The sequence below is a fragment of the Actinomadura fulvescens genome, assembly GCF_039533225.1.
In the GTDB taxonomy this organism is placed as follows: Bacteria; Actinomycetota; Actinomycetes; order Streptosporangiales; family Streptosporangiaceae; genus Spirillospora; species Spirillospora fulvescens.
Map to the genome: position 1 here is coordinate 1,505,871 of NZ_BAAATD010000001.1, position 18,804 is coordinate 1,524,674.

16 protein-coding genes are annotated in these 18,804 nt (G+C 72.0%); 6 read left to right on the forward strand and 10 right to left on the reverse strand.

The window, feature by feature from the left end; genetic code table 11:
- The first annotated feature begins 41 nt into the window (after positions 1–41).
- The gene (gene hrpA / locus ABD333_RS06950) at positions 42–4,001 is read left to right on the forward strand and encodes an ATP-dependent RNA helicase HrpA (RefSeq protein WP_344538722.1); all 3,960 of its coding nucleotides are present in this window, start codon (positions 42–44) and stop codon (positions 3,999–4,001) included.
- 33 nt (positions 4,002–4,034) lie between these two features.
- On the opposite strand, the gene ABD333_RS06955 is transcribed toward hrpA, so the two are convergent.
- Entirely contained in the window at positions 4,035–4,628 is a 594-nt protein-coding gene (locus tag ABD333_RS06955; protein ID WP_344538724.1) for an ATP-dependent Clp protease proteolytic subunit, read from the reverse strand.
- A 90-nt stretch (positions 4,629–4,718) separates the two neighbouring features.
- Here ABD333_RS06955 and ABD333_RS06960 point away from each other — a divergent pair, with 90 nt between their 5' ends.
- Positions 4,719–5,660 (forward strand): LysR family transcriptional regulator, encoded by a 942-nt coding sequence (locus ABD333_RS06960; RefSeq protein ID WP_344538725.1) that lies wholly within the window; start codon positions 4,719–4,721, stop codon positions 5,658–5,660.
- Between the two features lies 1 nt (position 5,661).
- Here the strand turns inward: ABD333_RS06960 and ABD333_RS06965 are convergent, their stop codons facing one another.
- Genes ABD333_RS06965 through ABD333_RS06975 form a run of 3 tightly spaced genes read right to left on the reverse strand, consistent with a single transcriptional unit; the run spans position 5,662 to position 8,489 of the window.
- Positions 5,662–5,886 carry a hypothetical protein gene (locus tag ABD333_RS06965; protein WP_344538727.1) on the reverse strand — a complete coding sequence of 75 codons (225 nt, stop codon included), beginning with the start codon at positions 5,884–5,886 and terminating at the stop codon, positions 5,662–5,664.
- A gap of 30 nt (positions 5,887–5,916) precedes the next feature.
- On the reverse strand, positions 5,917–7,518 hold the full coding sequence (locus ABD333_RS06970; RefSeq protein ID WP_344538728.1) for an ABC transporter permease: 1,602 nt from the start codon (positions 7,516–7,518) through the stop codon (positions 5,917–5,919).
- The gene (locus tag ABD333_RS06975; protein WP_344538730.1) at positions 7,515–8,489 is read right to left on the reverse strand and encodes an ABC transporter ATP-binding protein; all 975 of its coding nucleotides are present in this window, start codon (positions 8,487–8,489) and stop codon (positions 7,515–7,517) included. The genes ABD333_RS06970 and ABD333_RS06975 overlap by 4 nt, the downstream gene beginning before the upstream one ends.
- Positions 8,490–8,577: 88 nt before the next feature.
- On the opposite strand from ABD333_RS06975, the gene ABD333_RS06980 reads away from it, so the two are divergent.
- Positions 8,578–9,078, forward strand: a complete 501-nt coding sequence (locus tag ABD333_RS06980; protein WP_344538732.1) for a GbsR/MarR family transcriptional regulator — start codon at positions 8,578–8,580, stop codon at positions 9,076–9,078.
- A gap of 80 nt (positions 9,079–9,158) precedes the next feature.
- Complete coding sequence (locus tag ABD333_RS06985; RefSeq protein WP_344538734.1) at positions 9,159–10,679, forward strand: coiled-coil domain-containing protein; 1,521 nt, start codon at positions 9,159–9,161, stop codon at positions 10,677–10,679.
- Positions 10,680–10,718: 39 nt separating this feature from the next.
- Here ABD333_RS06985 and ABD333_RS06990 read toward each other — a convergent pair whose 3' ends face one another.
- The 3 genes from ABD333_RS06990 to ABD333_RS07000 all read right to left on the reverse strand — a co-directional run bounded on the left by ABD333_RS06990 (position 10,719) and on the right by ABD333_RS07000 (position 12,800).
- On the reverse strand, positions 10,719–11,018 hold the full coding sequence (locus ABD333_RS06990) for a hypothetical protein (protein WP_344538736.1): 300 nt from the start codon (positions 11,016–11,018) through the stop codon (positions 10,719–10,721).
- Between the two features lie 71 nt (positions 11,019–11,089).
- Positions 11,090–11,770 carry a hypothetical protein gene (locus ABD333_RS06995; RefSeq protein ID WP_344538738.1) on the reverse strand — a complete coding sequence of 227 codons (681 nt, stop codon included), beginning with the start codon at positions 11,768–11,770 and terminating at the stop codon, positions 11,090–11,092.
- Positions 11,771–12,284: 514 nt separating this feature from the next.
- The gene (locus ABD333_RS07000; RefSeq protein ID WP_344538740.1) at positions 12,285–12,800 is read right to left on the reverse strand and encodes a hypothetical protein; all 516 of its coding nucleotides are present in this window, start codon (positions 12,798–12,800) and stop codon (positions 12,285–12,287) included.
- A gap of 198 nt (positions 12,801–12,998) precedes the next feature.
- Between ABD333_RS07000 and ABD333_RS07005 the strand changes: the two genes are divergently transcribed.
- A complete protein-coding gene (locus ABD333_RS07005; protein WP_410558634.1) occupies positions 12,999–13,805 on the forward strand; it encodes an ABC transporter ATP-binding protein in 807 nt (268 codons plus the stop codon).
- Positions 13,806–13,819: 14 nt separating this feature from the next.
- Here ABD333_RS07005 and ABD333_RS07010 read toward each other — a convergent pair whose 3' ends face one another.
- The 3 genes from ABD333_RS07010 to ABD333_RS07020 are packed head-to-tail and all read right to left on the reverse strand — an operon-like array spanning position 13,820 to position 17,690.
- Positions 13,820–15,139, reverse strand: coding sequence for an AAA domain-containing protein (locus ABD333_RS07010; RefSeq protein WP_344538742.1), 1,320 nt, complete (start codon positions 15,137–15,139; stop codon positions 13,820–13,822).
- Positions 15,136–16,608, reverse strand: a complete 1,473-nt coding sequence (locus ABD333_RS07015; protein ID WP_344538744.1) for a hypothetical protein — start codon at positions 16,606–16,608, stop codon at positions 15,136–15,138. Before ABD333_RS07015 ends, ABD333_RS07010 begins: the two co-directional genes overlap by 4 nt.
- A complete protein-coding gene (locus tag ABD333_RS07020; protein ID WP_344538746.1) occupies positions 16,605–17,690 on the reverse strand; it encodes a hypothetical protein in 1,086 nt (361 codons plus the stop codon). Before ABD333_RS07020 ends, ABD333_RS07015 begins: the two co-directional genes overlap by 4 nt.
- A 304-nt stretch (positions 17,691–17,994) precedes the next feature.
- On the opposite strand from ABD333_RS07020, the gene ABD333_RS07025 reads away from it, so the two are divergent.
- On the forward strand, positions 17,995–18,420 hold the full coding sequence (locus ABD333_RS07025) for a CBS domain-containing protein (RefSeq protein ID WP_344538748.1): 426 nt from the start codon (positions 17,995–17,997) through the stop codon (positions 18,418–18,420).
- Positions 18,421–18,804: the final 384 nt, after the last annotated feature.

Sequence of the window (18,804 nt, forward strand, 5' to 3'; positions counted from 1 at the left end):
TACGGTGCCAAGCGGCCCGGAGCCATATCCTTGACGAACGTATGAGGACGCCTGTGAAATCGCCGCTCGCCGACCTGCGCGCGCGCCTGCCCGAGCTGATGCTGCGAGACCGGCATCGGTTGCGCCGTCGTATCGACGGCGCCCAGAAGACGCGCGACGCCAAGCGGCGGGACAAGATCACTGGCGAGATCGCCGCCGAGGTCGAGGCCGCCGAGCGGCGGGTGGCGCGGCGGCGCGCGGCCATGCCCGCGATCACCTATCCGCCCGAGCTGCCGGTCAGCCAGAAGCGCGACGACCTGCTGGCCGCCGTCCGCGACCACCAGGTCGTGATCGTCGCGGGTGAGACCGGCTCCGGCAAGACCACGCAGCTGCCCAAGATCTGTCTGGAACTGGGCCGCGGCATCCATGGTGGGATCGGCCACACCCAGCCGCGGCGGCTGGCGGCGCGCACGGTCGCCGACCGGATCGCCGAGGAGCTCGGGACGCCGCTCGGCGAGGCCGTCGGCTACAAGGTCAGGTTCACCGACCATTCCAGCGACGACACGCTCGTCAAGCTGATGACCGACGGCATCCTGCTCGCCGAGATCCAGACCGACCGGCTGCTGCGCCAGTACGACACGCTGATCATCGACGAGGCGCACGAGCGCAGCCTCAACATCGACTTCCTGCTGGGCTATCTCAAGGAGATCCTGCCCCGCCGCCCCGACCTCAAGATCATCATCACGTCCGCGACCATCGACCCGGAGCGGTTCTCCGAGCACTTCGACGGTGCGCCGATCGTCGAGGTGTCCGGGCGCACCTATCCGGTGGAGGTCCGGTACCGCCCGGTCATCGACCCCGAAGACCCGAAGGCCGACCCCGACCGCGACCAGCTCCAGGCGATCCTGGACGCGGTGGACGAGCTCGCGCTGGAGGCGCCCGGCGACGTCCTGGTCTTCCTGAGCGGCGAACGCGAGATCCGCGACACGGCCGACGCGCTCCAGAAGCACTTCCAGGGACGCAAGGGCCAGGCCACCGAGATCCTGCCGCTCTACGCCCGCCTCTCGGCGGCCGAGCAGCACCGGGTCTTCCAGGCCCACCGCGGCCGCCGGGTCGTGCTGGCGACCAACGTCGCCGAGACCTCGCTCACCGTTCCGGGCATCAAGTACGTCGTCGACCCGGGCACGGCGCGCATCTCCCGCTACAGCCACCGGCTCAAGGTGCAGCGGCTGCCCATCGAGGCGATCTCACAGGCGTCCGCCAACCAGCGCAAGGGCCGTTGCGGCCGTGTGTCCGAAGGCATCTGCATCCGGCTCTACTCCGAGGAGGACTTCGAGTCCCGGCCCGAGTTCACCGACCCGGAGATCCTGCGGACCAACCTGGCCTCGGTCATCCTGCAGATGACCTCCCTCGGGCTCGGTGACATCGCCGCGTTCCCGTTCGTCGAGCCGCCGGACCGGCGCAACGTCAAGGCCGGCGTCGACCTGCTCCACGAGCTCGGCGCCATCGACCCGGCCGAGTCCGACCCGCGCAAGCGCCTCACCCCGCTGGGCCGCCGGCTGGCGCAGCTGCCGGTCGACCCGCGGCTGGCGCGGATGGTGCTGGAGGCCGACAAGAACGGCTGCGTGCGCGAGGTCCTGGTCATCGCGGCCGCGCTGTCGATCCAGGACCCGCGCGAGCGGCCCGCCGAGCACCAGCAGGCCGCCGACGAGAAGCACCGCCGCTTCGCCGACCCGACGTCGGACTTCCTGGCCTATCTCAACCTCTGGAACTACCTGCGCGAGCAGCAGCGCGAGCTGTCGGGCAGCGCGTTCCGGCGGATGTGCAAGAACGAGTTCCTGCATTTCCTCCGCGTACGCGAATGGCAGGACCTGCACAGCCAGCTGCGGCAGGTCGCCAAGTCGCTGGGCGTCGGCGTCAACAGCGCCGACGCGCCGCCCGACCGCGTGCACATCTCGCTGCTGGCGGGCCTGCTGTCGCACATCGGCCTGATGGACACCGACAAGAAGGACGACAAGAAGGACTCGCGGCGGCGCGGCCACGAATACCTCGGCGCGCGCGGCGCCAAGTTCGCGGTCTTCCCGGGCTCGGCGCTGTTCAAGAAGCCGCCGCGCTGGGTGATGGCCGCCGAGCTCGTCGAGACCTCCCGGCTCTGGGGACGCGTCAACGCCAAGATCGAGCCCGAGTGGATCGAGCCGCTGGCCGGGCATCTGGTCAAGCGCTCCTACAGCGAGCCGCACTGGTCGAAGAAGCAGGCGGCGGTTGTCGCGTACGAGAAGGTCACGCTCTACGGCGTGCCCATCGTGGCTCAGCGGAACGTCAACTACGGCAACATCGATCCGAAGCTGTCGCGCGAGCTGTTCATCAGGCACGCGCTGGTCGAGGGCGACTGGGAGACCCACCACCGGTTCTTCCGCGACAACCGGGCGCTTCTCGAAGAGGTCGAGGAGCTGGAGCACCGCGCCCGCCGCCGCGACATCCTCGTGGACGACGAGACGCTCTTCGAGTTCTACGACGAACGCGTACCGGACGACGTCGTCTCCGGCCGCCACTTCGACTCGTGGTGGAAGAGTGCCCGCCACACCGAGCCCGACCTGCTCAGCTTCGAGAAGTCGATGCTCATCAACCAGAGCGCCGACGACGTCAGCGAGGCCGACTACCCCGACGTGTGGCAGCAGGGGCCGCTGCGCCTGAGCCTGACCTACCAGTTCGAGCCGGGAACCGACGCCGACGGCGTCACCGTGCACGTCCCGCTGCAGGTGCTCAACCAGGTCAGGCCCGACGGCTTCGACTGGCAGGTCCCTGGGCTGCGGACGGAGCTGGTGACCGAGCTCATCCGCTCCCTGCCCAAGCAGCTGCGCGTCAACTTCGTCCCGGCCCCCGACTTCGCGCGCCGCGTTCTGGAACGGGTGTCGCCGCGCACCGAACCGCTCCTCGACGCCCTCGAACGCGAGCTGTCGGCGATGAGCGGCGTGCCGGTGGCCCGCGAGGCCTGGGATCTGTCCAGGCTCCCGGCGCACCTGCATCTGACGTTCCGCGTCGTGGACGACCGCAGGCGAACGCTCGCCGAAGACCTCGACCTCGACGTTCTCAAGCGCAAGCTCAAGGGCAAGGTCCGCGGCACCCTTTCCAAGGCGGCGTCGGCGGGCGGTCTCGAACGCGCGGGCCTGCGGGAGTGGACGATCGGCGAGCTGCCGCGCACGTACGAGCGCAGGCAGGCGGGCTACGAGGTCAAGGCCTTTCCGGCGCTGACCGACGAGGGCGACAGCGTCGCCGTGCGGATGTACGAGACCGAGGCCGAGCAGCGCCGCGCCATGTGGCTGGGCACGCGGCGCCTCGTTCTGCTGAACGCGCCGTCCCCGGTCAAGCTCATCCAGGGGCGGCTCACCAACCAGGGCAAGCTCGCGCTCAGCCACAATCCGCACGGGTCGGTGGCCGCGCTGTTCGACGACTGCGTGACCGCGGCCGCCGACCGGCTGATCGCCGAGGCCGGGGGACCGGCGTGGGACGAGGAGGCCTTCACCCGCCTCTACGACCACGTACGGGCCGGGCTGCACGACGCCACCGCGGCGATCGTGGCCCAGGTCGAACGCATCCTCGCCGAGTCCCATGAGATCGACCGGCGGCTGCGCGGCACCGCCAGCCTGACGCTCGTGCCGTCGCTGACCGACATCCGCGAACGGCTCGGCAAGCTCGTCCATCCCGGGTTCGTGACCGAGACCGGCTGGCATCGCCTGGCGGACCTGCCGCGCTACCTTCGCGCGCTGCAGATCCGCCTCGACAAGCTCCCGGAGAACCCTAACCGCGACCGCCAGCTGTCGCAGCAGGTCGCGGTGCTGGAGCAGGAGTACGAGCAGACGCTGCGACGGCTGCACCCGGCCCGCCGCGACGACGAAGCGGCCCGGCAGGTCCGCTGGATGCTGGAGGAGCTGCGGGTCAGCCTCTTCGCCGTGCAGCTCGGCACCCGCTACCCGGTGTCGGACAAGCGGATCCGCAAGGCGATGGTCCAGCTCACCCCGTAGTCAGCATGGTCGGCCGACCCGTGCTCCCGCCGGTCAGACCGCCGCCTCGGCGGGGATGCGGGGCGCGCTGCCGACGACCTCGTCCACGAACCCGTAGTCCCTGGCCTCCTCGGCGGTGAACCAGCGGTCGCGGTCGGAGTCGGCCTCGATGCGCTCGACGGGCTGACCGGTGTGGTGGGCGATCAGCCGCTGCATCGTGCGCTTGGTGAACAGCATGTTCTCGGCCTGGACCGCGATGTCGGAGGCCGTTCCCCCGATCCCGCCGGACGGCTGGTGCATCAGGATCCGCGCGTGCGGCAGGGCGAAGCGCTTGCCGGGAGCGCCCGCGCAGAGCAGGAACTGGCCCATGGACGCGGTGAAGCCCAGCGACAGCGTCGCCACGTCGTTCGGGATGTACTGCATGACGTCGTAGATGGCCATCCCGGCGGTGACGGAGCCGCCGGGGGAGTTGATGTAGAGGTGGATGTCCCGCGTCCGGTCCTCGGCGGACAACAGCAGCATCTCGCCGCAGATCCGGTTGGCGATGGCGTCGTCCACCTCCTGTCCCAGGAAGACGATGCGCTGCTGGAGCAGCCGCTGGAAGACCGGATCGCCGATGGAGGGTACGGGGGTGGAGTCTTTGGTCATGACCTCAGGAAATCCGCTGCTCAGGGCGGGTGTCCAACAGCCGTTGGCGCCGTTTTGACAACCACCGGTTGTGAATCGATGCTGGGGGCCATGGACGTGGATCTTCAGGGCTTGCGCGCCTTCGTGGCCACGGCCGAGGAGATGCACTTCGGCAGGGCGGCCGAACGGATGTACCTCAGCCAGCAGGCCCTCTCCAAGCGCATCCGGCGGCTCGAAGAGGCCCTCGGGGCGTCGCTGTTCGACCGCACCACGCGCCGCGTCGAGCTGACCGCGGCCGGACGCCGGCTTCTGCCGAAGGCGAAACACGCGCTGGCCGCGTTCGACGCGGCCGTCGAGTCGGTGCGCGAGCGCGCCGGGCGCTTGCGGGTGGACGTCTACGACGAGCGGTTCAGCCCCCTCGGGGTGCTCCGCGAGCTCCTGGACCGCGACCCGGAGCTGCGGATCGAGCCCAGCATGAGGCAGGGGCTCGCGGTCGCGCTGCCCGCCGTGGCGGGCCGCGAGATCGACGCCGCGTTCGGCCAGGTCCACGACCTCGGCACGCCGTTGCCGCCCGAATTGGAACACCGGCTGTCGCACGTCCAGCCGATGCACGTCTTCGTCGGCGTCGAGCATCCGCTCGCGGACCGGGGCACGATGCGGCCGCAGGACCTGCGGGAGGCCGGGATCGTGATGCCCGATCCCGGCGACGCCACCGAGGCCCGCGGTTACCTGACCCGGCTGGCCCGGCGGTTCGGCATTCCGATCCGCTTCGTCGAGCCTGCCGTCGGCCACCGCCACTACAGCGAGCTGGTCCGCCGCGAGGGCCGCGCGGTCGCGCTCGGCGAGGCGTCCATCGAGGCGCTGCCCGGCTCCGGCCTGCACCGCATCCGGCTCGTCGATCCCGTGCCGCTCGTTCCGTGGTCGGTCGTGTGGCACCGGGACAACCGCAACCCGCAGCTCCGCCGCATGCTGCGGCTGCTCGGGACGCCGGACCTCCCGCCGCCCGACGACCCCGCCTACTGGCTCGCCGAGCCCTACCGCCCGGCCGGCTGAGTCAGCTCAGCTCCCCGGCGAAGAGCTCCAGATGAGCGCACTGGCGGCACCGGAACGCGTCCACCCGCCAGCGCTGCTTGCCGAACCGCTTCGCGCCGCCGAGCATCCCGCGCTCCAGTGGACCGGCGATCCAGCGAGCGAAGCCCTTGGACGACTCGCCCGAGTCCTCGATGAAGCCCGGTTCGAGGTCGGGCGAGCCGCAGTAGGTGCACTTCAGTTCGGCCATCCGGGCAGCCTATAGGGCGAATAGCCAGGATCAGCCGGTGATGTCGCGACGCCGGAACCCGTACACGCCGACCGCGATGAGCGCGGCGGCGACGGCCAGCAACCCGGCGATCGGCGTGGCGCTCAGCTCGCCGCCGGGCAGGCGCGGCGAGTGGGCGAACGGCGACACGTCCATGAGCCACTCCGGCAGCTCGAACAGCGGACCGAGCTCGCCGATCAGCAGGAACGCGACCAGCGCGGCCCAGCCCGCGACGACGAACCGCGGCACGAGCCCGAACGCGGCGATCACGATCCCGACGATGACCCATGCGGCCGGAATCTGGACCAGCGCGGCGCCGATGAGCCGCCCGACCTCGCCCATGTCGTCAGTAGCGCCGCCGTACGCGAGCCCGGCGCCGAACCCGACCGTGACGAGGATCAGCGCGGTGCCCAGCAGCGCGATGAGCAGATGGCTGAACGTCCAGCCGATCCGCCCGGTCGCGGTCGCCAGCAGCGGCTCGGCCCGCTGCGTGGTCTCCTCCGAGCGCAGCCGCATGGCCGACTGCACGCCGAACACCGACGCGAACACCGCGACGAAGCCCAGCTCGGTGGCCAGGAAGGCGTCGGTGAGGTTCTGCGTGCTGCCGCCCAGCTTCTCGATGAACTCCCGGGCCTGGTCGCTCTCCAGCATGTCGTCGACGTTGGTGGCGATGCTGCCGAACAGCAGGCCGCCGACGAAGCCGCCGATCGTCCACCCGATGACCGAGCCGCGCTGCAGCCGCCAGGCCAGGCCGAGCGGGCTGCCCAGGCTCGCCGGCGCGGTCGCCGGGCCGGGCCGGTCCGGGAGCAGCCCGGCGCCGAGGTCGCGCCGCGCGACCAGGGCGTAGGCGACGGCCACCATGACCGCGGCGAACGTGACCGTGATGAGGGCGACCCACCAGCGATCGCCCGCGTACGGGCGGAACTGCTGGCCCCAGCCGATGGGGGAGAGCCACGACAACCACTGCGGCCCGTTCTCATCGGAGGTGTCGCCGACCGCGCGGACCAGGTAGACCGCGCCCAGCACCGCCGAGGAGATGCCGATGGCGGTGCGGGCGCTGTCGGTCAGCTGGGCGACCACGGCGGCGATGGCGCCGAACGCGACGCCGACGCTGGCCCAGGCCAGGCCCGAGGCGAACGAACCGGCCACCGGGAGCCCGGCGGCGACGAGGCCGAGCGCGGCCAGCAGGCCGATCACCGCGTTGGTGCCGAGCACCACCAGCAGCGCCGCCGTCAGCGGGGCGCGCCGCCCGACCACCGTGGCGCCGACCAGTTCCAGGCGGCCGCTCTCCTCCTCCTGGCGGGTGTGCCGGACGACGACGATGATCGACAGGATCGCGGCCAGCAGCGACCCGAAGATGTTCATCTTGAGCATCGAGACGGCGCCGAGCGAGGTCGGGTCGTAGACCTTGCCGTACAGCGCGACCAGCGACGGGGTGTCGTTGGTGTTGGAGGCCAGCTTCACCCGCGACTCGACCGTGGGGTACAGGCCCTTGGTGGACGAGGCGGTCGACGACGCCGTCAGCACGAAGATCGCGGTCCACACGGGCAGCATCACCCGGTCCCGCCGGAGAGCGAGGCGGGCGAGGCCGCCGGTGCCCGTCAGCGCTTTCATCGAGACGCCTCCCGTGCGGCTCCGGCCCCGTCCTGCGCGGCTCCGGCCCCGTTCTGCGCGGCCTCGGCCCCGGTCCCGTTCGCCCGCAGGTCGTCCTCGTAGTGCCGCAGGAACAGCTCCTCCAGCGTCGGCGGCTGGCTGGTGAGGCTCACCACGCCGCACGACACGAGCCGCTTGAGCACCGGGTCGAGCCGGGCGCTGTCGACCTCCAGCTTGATCCTGTTGCCGTCGATCTCCACGTCGTGCACGCCGGGCATCGTGGACAGGCCGTCCGGCGGGCTCGTGAGCTCGGCTTGCAGGGAGGTACGGGTCAGGTGGCGCAGCTCGTCGAGCGTGCCCGACTCCACCGCGCGGCCCTTGCGGATGATCGTCACCCGGTCGCAGAGCGCCTCGACCTCGCTCAGGATGTGGCTGGAGAGCAGGACGGTACGGCCGCTGCGGCGCTCGTCCTGGATGCACTGCTGGAAGACCTCCTCCATCAGCGGGTCCAGGCCGGAGGTCGGCTCGTCCAGGATCAGCAGCTCGACGTCGGACGCGAGGGCCGCGACGAGACCGACCTTCTGCCGGTTGCCCTTGGAGTAGGCGCGGCCCTTCTTGCGCGGGTCGAGTTCGAACCGTTCGAGGAGCTCCTGGCGGCGCTGCCGGTTCAGCCCGCCGCGCAGCCGGCCGAGCAGGTCGATCACCTCGCCGCCGGTCAGGTTGGGCCACAACGTGACGTCGCCGGGTACGTAGGCCAGGCGGCGGTGCAGCTCGGTGGCCTCCCGCCACGGGTCTCCGCCGAGGAGCTCGGCGCTGCCGGCGTCGGCGCGCAGCAGCCCGAGCAGGACGCGGATCGTTGTCGACTTGCCCGCGCCGTTGGGGCCCAGGAAGCCGTGCACCTCGCCGGTCGTGACGGTGAGGTCGAGCTCATCGAGCGCGCGTGTGCGGCCGAACGTCTTGACGAGGCCGCGCACAGAGATGGCGGTATTCATGCTTCAAAACCTACACTACTTTCACGAAATCGTGAATCTTCTGAATCGGATAAACTGGGGAGCAGCCGACCTGGGGAGATGATGCCGAGTGACCGACCCGACTGCGTCCGTGCGCGACGACGAGGCCGTGCTGAGGTTCGTCGAGCGGTTCGCCTCGATCCTGGCCGCGAGCGGCTGGCCGCGGATGCCCGCACGGGTCTTCGTGGCGCTGATGGTCACCGACTCGGGCGCCCTCACGGCCGCCGAGCTGGCGCGGATGCTCAGCGTCAGCCCCGCCGCGGTGTCCGGCGCGGTCGCCTATCTCACCCGGCTCCATCTGGCCATCCGGGAACGTGAGCCGGGCTCTCGCCGCGACGTCTTCCGGGTGCGCGACGACGCGTGGCAGGACGCGCTGGCCGACCGGGACGCCCTCCTGGCCCAGTACGCCGGGAGCATGGCCGAGGGGGCGGGCGTGGTCGGGCTCGACACCCCCGCTGGGCGCCGGCTCGCCGAGGGGGTGGAGTTCTTCGAGTTCGTGCGCAAGGAGCTCGACGGCCTGATGGACCGGTGGCGGGCCCACAAGAGCGGGTCGCCCCCGGACCAGAGATAACGGCTGCTCGCGCGCGCGGAGGGTCTCACATACCCCCCAAGTCTCTGCAGTCACGCGTAAGTGTGCGTATCGTTCATCCCATGCCAAACAGCGATGAGCGCGACAATGGCCTCGGGGAGAAGGTCGTGACCTCCGACGACGGCACCACGACCGGGGACCGGGAGAACGACGTCGCCGTGCCCGCGCCGAAGGCGGAGGCCGCGGTGACACACGTCGGCGACCCGGTGGCGATGTGGCCGTGCGCCAACTGTGGCCGTCCGGTGCCTCAGCCGGTCGGGGCCGTGCGCACGATTCGCTACTGCCAGGACAACGACGGCGCCTGCGCCCGCGAGGCGCTGGAACGCCGCGAGCGCGGCCGTGACGCCCCCGGCCTGACCGGCCAGGTGGCCTCGGCCTGGGAGATGGTCGAGCGTCTGGAGAAGACGGCCGATCTCCTCGCCGAGTCGCTCACCTCCGAGCTGAGCGTCGCGGGCGTCGAGAAGCGGGTCGCCGAGGTGCGCGCCGAGGCCGCCCGGGAGCTGTCGGTCGCGCAGAACGAGCGCGACGCCTCCCAGCGGCAGGCCGAGGAGGCCTGGCAGGAGGCGGCCACGGCCCGGCAGCGCGCCGAGACCGCCGAGAAGGACGCCGCCCGCATGCGCGAGGAGGCCAAGCGCGCGACCGCCAAGCGCGACGCCGCCCAGCAGGCCTGGGAGGAGGCGCACCAGATCGCGCAGCAGGCCGTGTCGGCCAAGCTCGCGGCCGAGAGCGAGCGCGACCGCATCGCCGCCCGCGAGACCGAGCTGCTCGCCGCGCTCGAGGCGAGCCGCGCCGAGATGGTGACCCTGCACGCCAAGATCGCCGAGACCGAGGGCGCGGCCGAGTCGCACCGCGTCGAGGCGGCCGTGGCCAAGCAGGGCGCCGAGGACCTGCGCACGGCCATGCGCGACACCGAGGCGCAGCGGCAGCGGGCCATGCAGTCCGCCAGCAAGGCCGAGGCCGAGCGCACGGCCGCGCTGCGCGCGCAGTCGGAGGCCGAGGCCGAGGCGGTGCGAGCCGCCGCCCGGGCCGAGGAGGCCGCCAAGGAACGCGACGCCGCACAGGCACTGGCCCAGCAGGCCATCGCCGAACGCGACGAGTTCAATGTCACGGTCAACGACCAGGCGATCCAGCTGCGCCAGCTGTCCCAGTCGGTCGCCGAGCAGCAGGCCGCGCTCACCGCGCTCGCCGAGGAACGCGACGCGGCGCGTGCCGAGGCCGACCGCGCCCGGCGCCAGATCGACCAGCTGACGCACAACACGCTGTCGTCCAACATCCCGCCCGCGTCATCACCGGCGGCGCAGATGCCCGGCGGCGCGCCGCCGCAGCTCCACGGCACCTCGGCGTCGCCGCTGGGCGCCCCGCCGCCCAGCCGTTCACAGACCGGCGGCTACGCCCAGCCGGGCGAACCGTCGTCGACGGGCCCGCTGCTGAGCGGCCCTTATCCGGCGCCGCAGCAGCCCCTCGGGCAGCCTTCGGCGACCGGGACCAACCCGATGAACGGCGGCAACCCGCCGCCTCCGCGCGCCGACCGGCCGGACGACCTGATGATCGACCGCGAAGACCCCCTTTTCGCCGGCCCCTGAGCTCCCCGCCCTCGCGGGGAGCTCAGAGGCACCGTACGGTCAGCGCTGGCGGGCGATCATGTAGATCACCAGAAGCGAGGCGCCGACGATCAGCACAGCGTGAAACCGCTCCTTGACCGCCGTGTGGCGCAGGTTGGAGACGCGTTGCCGCCCGACCCGCACGTCGAATATCGCCCGGCGAGCACGTTCCCACGAGATGCCCATGTAGGCCGCGAGTGCCGCCACGCCGAGAATGAGAAATCCACTTCCGCTCATCTGGCCCGACCTCCATTGGTCGCGGGTGCTCAGACTGAACGCATTGAAGCCATCCTGCCGCGCAGGGTCGGCGTCACGCGACACATTTTCGGCACTTCCGCAAAGAAGGGACCGGCGCCTGGGACTTATGTCCTGTTTTGCCCGGGACATCGGCCTCAGGATCTGAAGCGGTCCGGGTCGATCTCGATCCAGATCTGCTCCGCGCGGCCCAGCAGCCGCCCGTCCGCGCCGTACGCCGCCGTGGCCGCGTGCAGCTTGCGGCCTTCGCGGCTGCGAGCCAGCCCCATCACGACGCAGCGTTCGCCGGGCGCCGGGAGGTCGGCCACCTGCGCGGTCATCGTGCCGAGCACCGCCGGGCGGCCCGCCGGGTCGAACGCCCAGCCGCCCGGGCAGTCCAGCGCCGCCCAGACCAGCTCGGGCGCCGCCTCGGCGGCCGTCCAGGGGGAGGCCACGAGGCCCTCGCCGACCGCGCCGGGCTCCAGCCGCAGGCCGTCACCGTGCTCCGGGCCGCACACGAAGCAGCGGGAGAACGGGTGGTTTTCGATGGTCCGGAACTTCTCCGCGGCCTCCAGCGCCGCCTCGTACGGCACGGGCGGCACCGGCGGCACCACGATCGCCCCGGCGAGCGCCTCGGCGACCAGCAGCTCACCGTGCCACAGCCGCACGCTGTGGCCGCGCTCGTCCTCCCGCGTGACAGACAGGGGAGTGGCCAGCGGCGGCGGGAGGCGCAGCGTCACGGTGACCGTGTCGGCCGCGACGTGCCCGGCCAGCAGCCCCGCGACGTAGCCGCCGTTGCCCGAGCCGTCGGGCCCGCAGAACCGTGTCTCGATGAACACACCAACCCCCGAAGTCCCGAATCCGACCAAAACGCGATCGATCATATTGAGGCGGTCGGACATTCCCGAGCCGGGGGTCGCTCCACCTGCGACCGGCGTCCCCCAGGCGCGGGCGACCTCCGCAGCGGGTGACGTCCGCGGCGGAGAGGGCCGGCGGCGGCTGACGTCCGGGCGGCGCGGTTGAGCCGGCGGCGGGTGGCGTCCGGGCGGCGGGGCTGGGCCGGTGGCGAGGGAGGGCCGGGCGGCGGGGGAGGGCCGGCGCGGGTGACGTCCGGTGGCGGGTTGGGTCGGCGGCGGGATTGGGCTGGCGGCGGGGGAGTGCCGGTCGGAGGGGTTGGGTCGGCGGCCGGTGGTGTCCGGCAGCGGGTTGAGCCCGGCAGCGGGGCTGGGCCCGGTGGCGGGTGACGTCCGGCAGCGGGGTTGGGCCAGCGGGGGGTTGGGCCGACGGTGGGAGAGAGCTGGCGGCAAGCGACGTCCACGGCGGGTGACGTCCGGGGGCGGGGTTGGGGCGGGTTCAGATGGCGCGGGACGGCTGGGGGCGGCCGGGGCGGGTGGTGAAGAACACGGAGAACGAACCCTTGAGGCGGGCGCGCACGGTCTCCTCGTCGACCGGTCCGTCGGCGGGCACCGGGGTGCGCTCCAGGGCACGTGCGATCAGCAGCTCGATCTTGCGATCGGCCACCAGGACCGAACAGGTGTCACAGGAGTACCACGGGTAGAGCATGTTGAGCACGGCCACGGCCGTGTCGTCGTCGGACAGCTGGGTGGTGTCGAGCTCGACCTCGAACATGTCGGTGTCCTCGGGGTCCAGCGTCGGGTAGTAGAGCCAGCTCGGGGCGGCCCCGCCGCAGAAGTCGCAGTCCTGGGCGCGCGGGGCGGCGGCGCCGACCGCGAGCTCCAGCTCGTGGTCCCAGGGCTCCACCCGCTGGTTGTGGCGGTAGCCCACCCCGTCCAGCGTGCCCTCCCGGTTGTGCGTGACGTCGTGCACCTCACCGCCGCAGCGGGCGCACATGAAGCCGATGTCCTCCATGCCCCCTCCGGTGATCGCTGTGGCACCGGATCTCACAGTATCCGGCAGCGGGCCCGCCTCGTACCCGGCTCTCGCGGGACGGGACGCTCCAGGTGGTAAAGATAGGCACATGCTGGACATCCCGGTGGTCAAAGTTCCGCTAGCGTGAAGATCATTCCGCGTTCCGGTGCCAGTGCCAGTTCCGAACGGGAGGCCCCGTTGTCCCTCATCCCTGCCCGGACCGACCTGGTCCTTAACGCCGACAAGGTGGATCTCGTCCGCGACCGGCGGCTCCTGCTCGACCGGGTCTCGATGACGGTGCTCGCCGGGGAGCACTGGGCGCTGCTCGGTCCCAACGGCGCGGGCAAGAGCACGCTGCTCGGCATCCTCGGCGCCTACACCCATCCGACGCGCGGGACGGCGGAGATCTTCGGCCATCGGCTCGGCAGGGTGAACGTGCACGACGTGCGCGCCCTGATCGGGCAGGTCAACCCGCGCCATCCGCTGGAGTCGGCGCGCACCGTACGGGAGATCGTCCTCACGGGCGCGACCGGCACGATCGAGCTCGTGCCCCGCTGGACGCCCACCGGCGACGAGCTGCGCCGCGCCGACGAGCTGATCGAGCTCATGGGGCTCGCCCGGATCACCGATGCGCGCTGGCCGAACCTCTCCCAGGGGGAACGCGGCCGGACCCTGATCGCCCGCGCGCTCATGCCGGAACCGCGGCTGCTGCTCATGGACGAGCCCGCGACCGGCCTCGACCTCGCCGCCCGCGAACGGCTGCTGGCGAGCATCGACGAGATCAGGCAGAGCCGTCCCGCGCTGACCACCGTCCTGGTGACCCATCACCTCGAAGAGCTGCCCGCCAGCACGAGCCACGCGCTGCTGCTCCGCGACGGCGCCGTGCTGGCCGCCGGGCCGGCCGACGAGGTCCTCACCACGGAGCTGGTCAGCGCCTGCTTCGACCATCCGGTGACGATCACCCGGGCCAACGGCCGCTGGGCCGCCACCGCGGGCCGCGCCTAGGCGTGGGCAGTGGCTCAGTGGTGCGAACGGACGCGATGCTGGGCCAGGTGCGCGAGGACGGACTGGTTGGCCTCCCAGCCGTCCGGGAACGTGACCGGCACGCCGAGGCGCACCGGCTCGGCCGACGGGTGCGCGTCCAGCAGCTCGGGTATCCCGGCGCGCGCGACGACGACGCACGCGTGGCGGTGCCTGGACGTGAGAACGCACAACCGTCCTGACTCCAGGTGGAACGCGGTCGCGTCGCGGCGGCCGGAGAGCGGATGCAGGACGACCGTCACGTCGTATTCGCGTCCTTGCAGCCGGTTGGCCGTGTCCACCGTGATGCCCTTGCCGTGCTCCCCGAGCGCGGCGCGGATGGCCGTGACCTGGTCGCGGTGGGCGGCGCCGATGGCGATGCGGTCGGCGCCCACCGGGGACGTGCCGAGCTCCGAGTGGGCGACTCCGCCGCGCTGCAGCAGCCGTACGGCGAGCGCCGCAGTCGACTGGATCGCCTCGCCGTCGGTGCGGAGCGCATGCCTGGCGGGCAGCTCGTAGAGGGCCCAGCCGGTCGCGGCGGCCTCGTCCAGCGCGCGGTCGTAGGTCGTGCCCATGCCGCCCGCACCGAACTCCAGCCGGCGGTCGCCCGGCCCGGTGCCCGAACGGAACCCGGTGAACGGATAGAACGCGTTCGACACCACCGGAGCCGCCGAGGCCGGAAGCCGCCACGACACCGGCAGCCGGTGCACCGGCAGATCGGGGTTGTGCGCGAGCAGCACCGAGACGGCACTGCGCATCGGGTCCCAGGACAGCCCGGCCCAGCGTTCGACCTCGACCGTGGAGAACGGGTCGAGCTGGCCCGGGTCGCCCACGAACAGCGCCCGTTCGAAGCGGCCCGCGATGCGCAGCAACATGTCCGAGCGCATCTGGTACGCCTCGTCCACGATCGCCCACGGCCACGAGCCCTCGCCGAGCGTCGCCCACTTGGCCGCGGTGCCGATGACGACCGTACGGTCGGCGAGATCGTCGGCCTTCGTCGCGACGCGCACCGACGTGTGGGCCGTCACGCGTCCGGACGGCACGTAGGCCGAGGCCGACAGGCGGCCGATGCTCACGTCCGGGTGCTTGATCGCGATCCGTTCGATCAGGTCGTCGACCTGCTCGTTGGTCTGCGCCACGACCATCAGGCGTTCACCGGCCGCGGCCAGGTGCGCGGCGGCGCGGACCACCAGCGTGGACTTGCCCGCGCCCGGCGGCGAGTCGACGACCACGCCGCGGTGGCCGCCGTGCAGGTCGGCGAGCACGTCGCCGACGACCCGGTTCGCGGCCGTGGACGGCGTCTCCGCCGTATCGGTCACGACCACTCCTCCGCCGCGTCCTCGTCCGTCGGCACGTACTCCTCGGGCGGCCCGCCGTGCGTCCACGGCGTGTCCTCCCGTTCGGGGAACTTCGCCGCGCCCCACGACCCGGCGCCGAGCGAGGTGAAGCACACCCGGTCACCGGGCTCCGGCACGACGCCAGGCTCGGGCACAAGCTTGCGGCCCATGCCGCCGGTCAGCTCCAGCAGCACGCCGCCGTTCCCGTCGATCTCGATGATCTTTCCCTTGAGTGCGGGCCGGGCGGCGTCGCACACGGTCGTGCCGACGTCCAGCTGGAGCGGGTCGCCGGTCGCGACGCGGACGTGGGGACGGAGCTTGGGACGCCTGCCCGACTCGTCCAGCCGGGCCGGGTCGCTCTCGGTGACGACGCCGCCGAACGCTTGGCCCGACAGCCGGTACTCCGCCATGACCAGCGGATCGTCGAACGCCCGCTGCGCGTCGTAGGCGTCCTGCGCGCGTTCGAGGTCGTGCAGGCGGCGCGCGGCACGGACGGCGGGGTCGCGGCGGGCCTGCGGATGGCCGTCGTCGAACGTCGAGTGGTACCAGGTGAACGAGTCGCGGTCGCGTTCCCAGCGGGCCGCGACGCTCGCGCCCTCCGGCAGCGCCCGCAGCAGCCCGACCGCGTCCCACATCAGGTCCCACGTCGGCCTGAGCTGGCCGTCCAGGACCGAGCGGACACGTTCCTCCGCGCGGTCGTCGCGCGCCTGGTCGTAGGCGGCGATCGCGGGAGCGAGCACCTCGTTGTCGAACGTGGGGTCGGTGGCGGGTCCCGCGGGCGGGCAGGTCGCCGGGTCTTCGGCGCGCGCGGCGGCCGCGGGCCCGTCCAGCCCGTCCAGCGGATCGATCCAGCCGAGCAGCGCGGCCAGACTGCCGTCCTCCAGCGAGCTCTGGCCGGTGGCCCAATGCAGCCGCAGCGTCTCGGTCATCGTCATCAGCAGGCACGCGCCCGGCTTGTCGTGCCGGTCGGCGAACCACGTCAGCCAGCGGCCGAGCCTCGGCACGGCGGGATCCACCGGGTGCGGCCCGTCGGTGCGCCGGAACCGCGTCGAACGCCCGAGCATCCGCACGAACCCGACCCCGGCGCGGTTGGGCACCAGGATCTGCGGCGCGTCCCCGTACCGGACGCGTTCCTCGCCGTCCTTGCCCGGTTTCAGCTCCTCGATCGCGCCCCGGCTCGACTCGACGTACTCCAAGACGAGCTTGGCCAGGTCGGTGGCGAACGCGAACCGCAGGTCACGGTTGCGCGGCTGCGGCACCACCAGCAGCACCGGCTCGGCACGTTCGGTGCCGAGCATGACCGCGAGCGGCGCCGCCGCCTCGCCGGCGAGCTTGAGCGGCACCATGACCAGCGGCTCCGCGGCGAGATGACAGTGCCGCACGGTGGCGAGCGGCTGGGCGCGGCCGGTCGCCACGGCCTCCAGCCGCGCCAGCGACGAGAGCACGCTCATGCGCTCACCGGTGCGGTGAGGGCCTCCCGGCGCAGGCGCGCGGCGGTACGAAGCCGTTCGGCCGTCTCGGCGAGCTCGGGCGGCGGCGCGAGCGAACCATCGGCGAGCGCGAGCGCGGTGGCGACCGAGTCGACCCCGCCGAAGTCGTCGCGGACCGCCTTGCCCAGCACGCCGGTGGCGCCGCACGCGCGCGCCTCGTCCCGGCAGAAGAACGCCATCTCGCAGCTGGCCATGCACTCGGGCGCGTAGCGGGCCTCGACCGTACGGACGGCGTCCGGCAGCTCCCCGGTCTCCAGCGCGAACGTCAGGTCGTCGGGAAGGCCGCCGATGATCTGCTCGACACTGGCGAGCCGGGCCAGCTGGCGTTCGAGCACCGCAAGCTGGGGTCGCACGTCGAGCGGCGTCGCGACGGGCCGGTTGGAGAAGTTCTCGGGGCAGACGAGGAAGACCTCGTGCGACACGCGTTCGGCCGGCTCGCCCAGCTCCACGACCAGGCGGCGCAGCGCGAGGACGTACACCGCGGACTGGCGGGCGGCGGCCGCGACCTGCTCCGGCTCGGCCTGCCCGTCGATCACGGCGAACGACTTGATCTCGATGATGTGGAAGCGGCCCCGCAGCTGGAAGGCGATGACGTCGGGCTCCAGATAGGCGGGCTGCCCGGCGATGTCGAGGCGCAGCAGCGGATGGTCGAACAACATGCCCTCCCCGCTGCTGAGAGCCCGTTCGAGCAGCCGCCGCGTGCGCGCGTGCCGCAGCTCGCGGCTCTCATCCCCGCCTTCGAGGTCGTCGTAGGCGACCTGGGGCACGTCGACGCGGTCCCGGAGCAGGTCGAGCAGCTGCGCGCAACCATCGGCCTTCACCTGAGCCTCGAACGCGTTGCCGCGCGTGATGGCGAACTGCGACTGGCCGAACGGAGCGGGAAACCCCAGCCGACGCGCGACCGCGTCCTTGTCCACACCCGCGGCGTCCATGACGCCGCGCCGGGCGCACCCGGGATTGGCGGTCAACGCGGCGATCGTCCGGGCGTTGTGGTTGCGGGGCTCGGCGCCACCGCGCAGGCGTTCCATCGCGTCGTGCGTCATCGTCCCTTCTCCCGTCGGTCCGGCATCGCGGCCTCGGCCACCACCGGACCGACTGTACCGACCACCCCTGCCACCACACCCGGAATGCTGACCGCGAAACGCCTCAGGAGGCGCGCCTGCGACCAGATGCGCAGCGCCACGCAGAGCGGCCTTCAGGCAGCCGCCCGCATGACCGGTTTTACGCCTGATCGGTGACTTGCCAGACTTTGCCCGAATAGAGCATTCCGTGACGCGGCCCTTGCCCTAGCGATCCGCGCCGGGGGGAATCGTTCGGTCAACAAGGAGATCTCAACGAGGGGGATTCATGACCACGGCACGGGAGATCATGCATCCGGGCGCCGAGTGCGTCAGCGAGGACGAGAGCCTCGTCGACGCCGCCCAGAAGATGCGCGAACTCGATGTCGGCTCGCTGCCCATCTGCGGCAACGACGACAAGCTCCACGGCATCATCACCGACCGCGACATCGTCGTGGGATGCGTGGCCTCCGGCAAGGACCCCGCGAAGGTGAAGGCCGGCGAGTTCGGCCAGGACCGGCTGCACATGGTCAGCGCCACCGACGACGCCGACGCGGTCGTCCGGATGATGGAGCGCCACCAGATCCGCCGTGTCCCCGTCATCGAGAACAAGCGCCTGGTCGGCATGATCAGCGAAGCCGACCTGGCCCAGCACCTGCCGGAGGAGCAGCTGGCCCGCTTCGTCGAAAACGTCTACGCCCGCAACCGCAGCTAACCGCAGGCCGTCCCCACCCACGGCCTCACGCCGTGCGCATGTCGTCAACGGGCCTACGCTGCGCGCCTCACGCCAGCGCAGCCTCGCGCCAGGCGCGCCTGCGTCAGCACCTCCTGCGCCCGGCGATTTATGTAAGCGAGGCTCGCGCCGCGCGCATGTCGTCAGCCTGGTTTGCGCCGGGCGGAGCCGCGTCAGCGCTTCCTGCGTCGGGCGGTTTACGTAAGCGTGCTCGCGCCGGGGGCGCATGTCGTCAGCGTGGTTTGCGCCGGGCGGAGCCGCGTCAGCGCTTCCTGCGTCGGGCGGTTTACGTAAGCGTGCTCGCGCCGGGGGCGCATGTCGTCAGCGTGGTTTGCGCCGGGCGGAGCCGCGTCAGCGCTTCCTGCG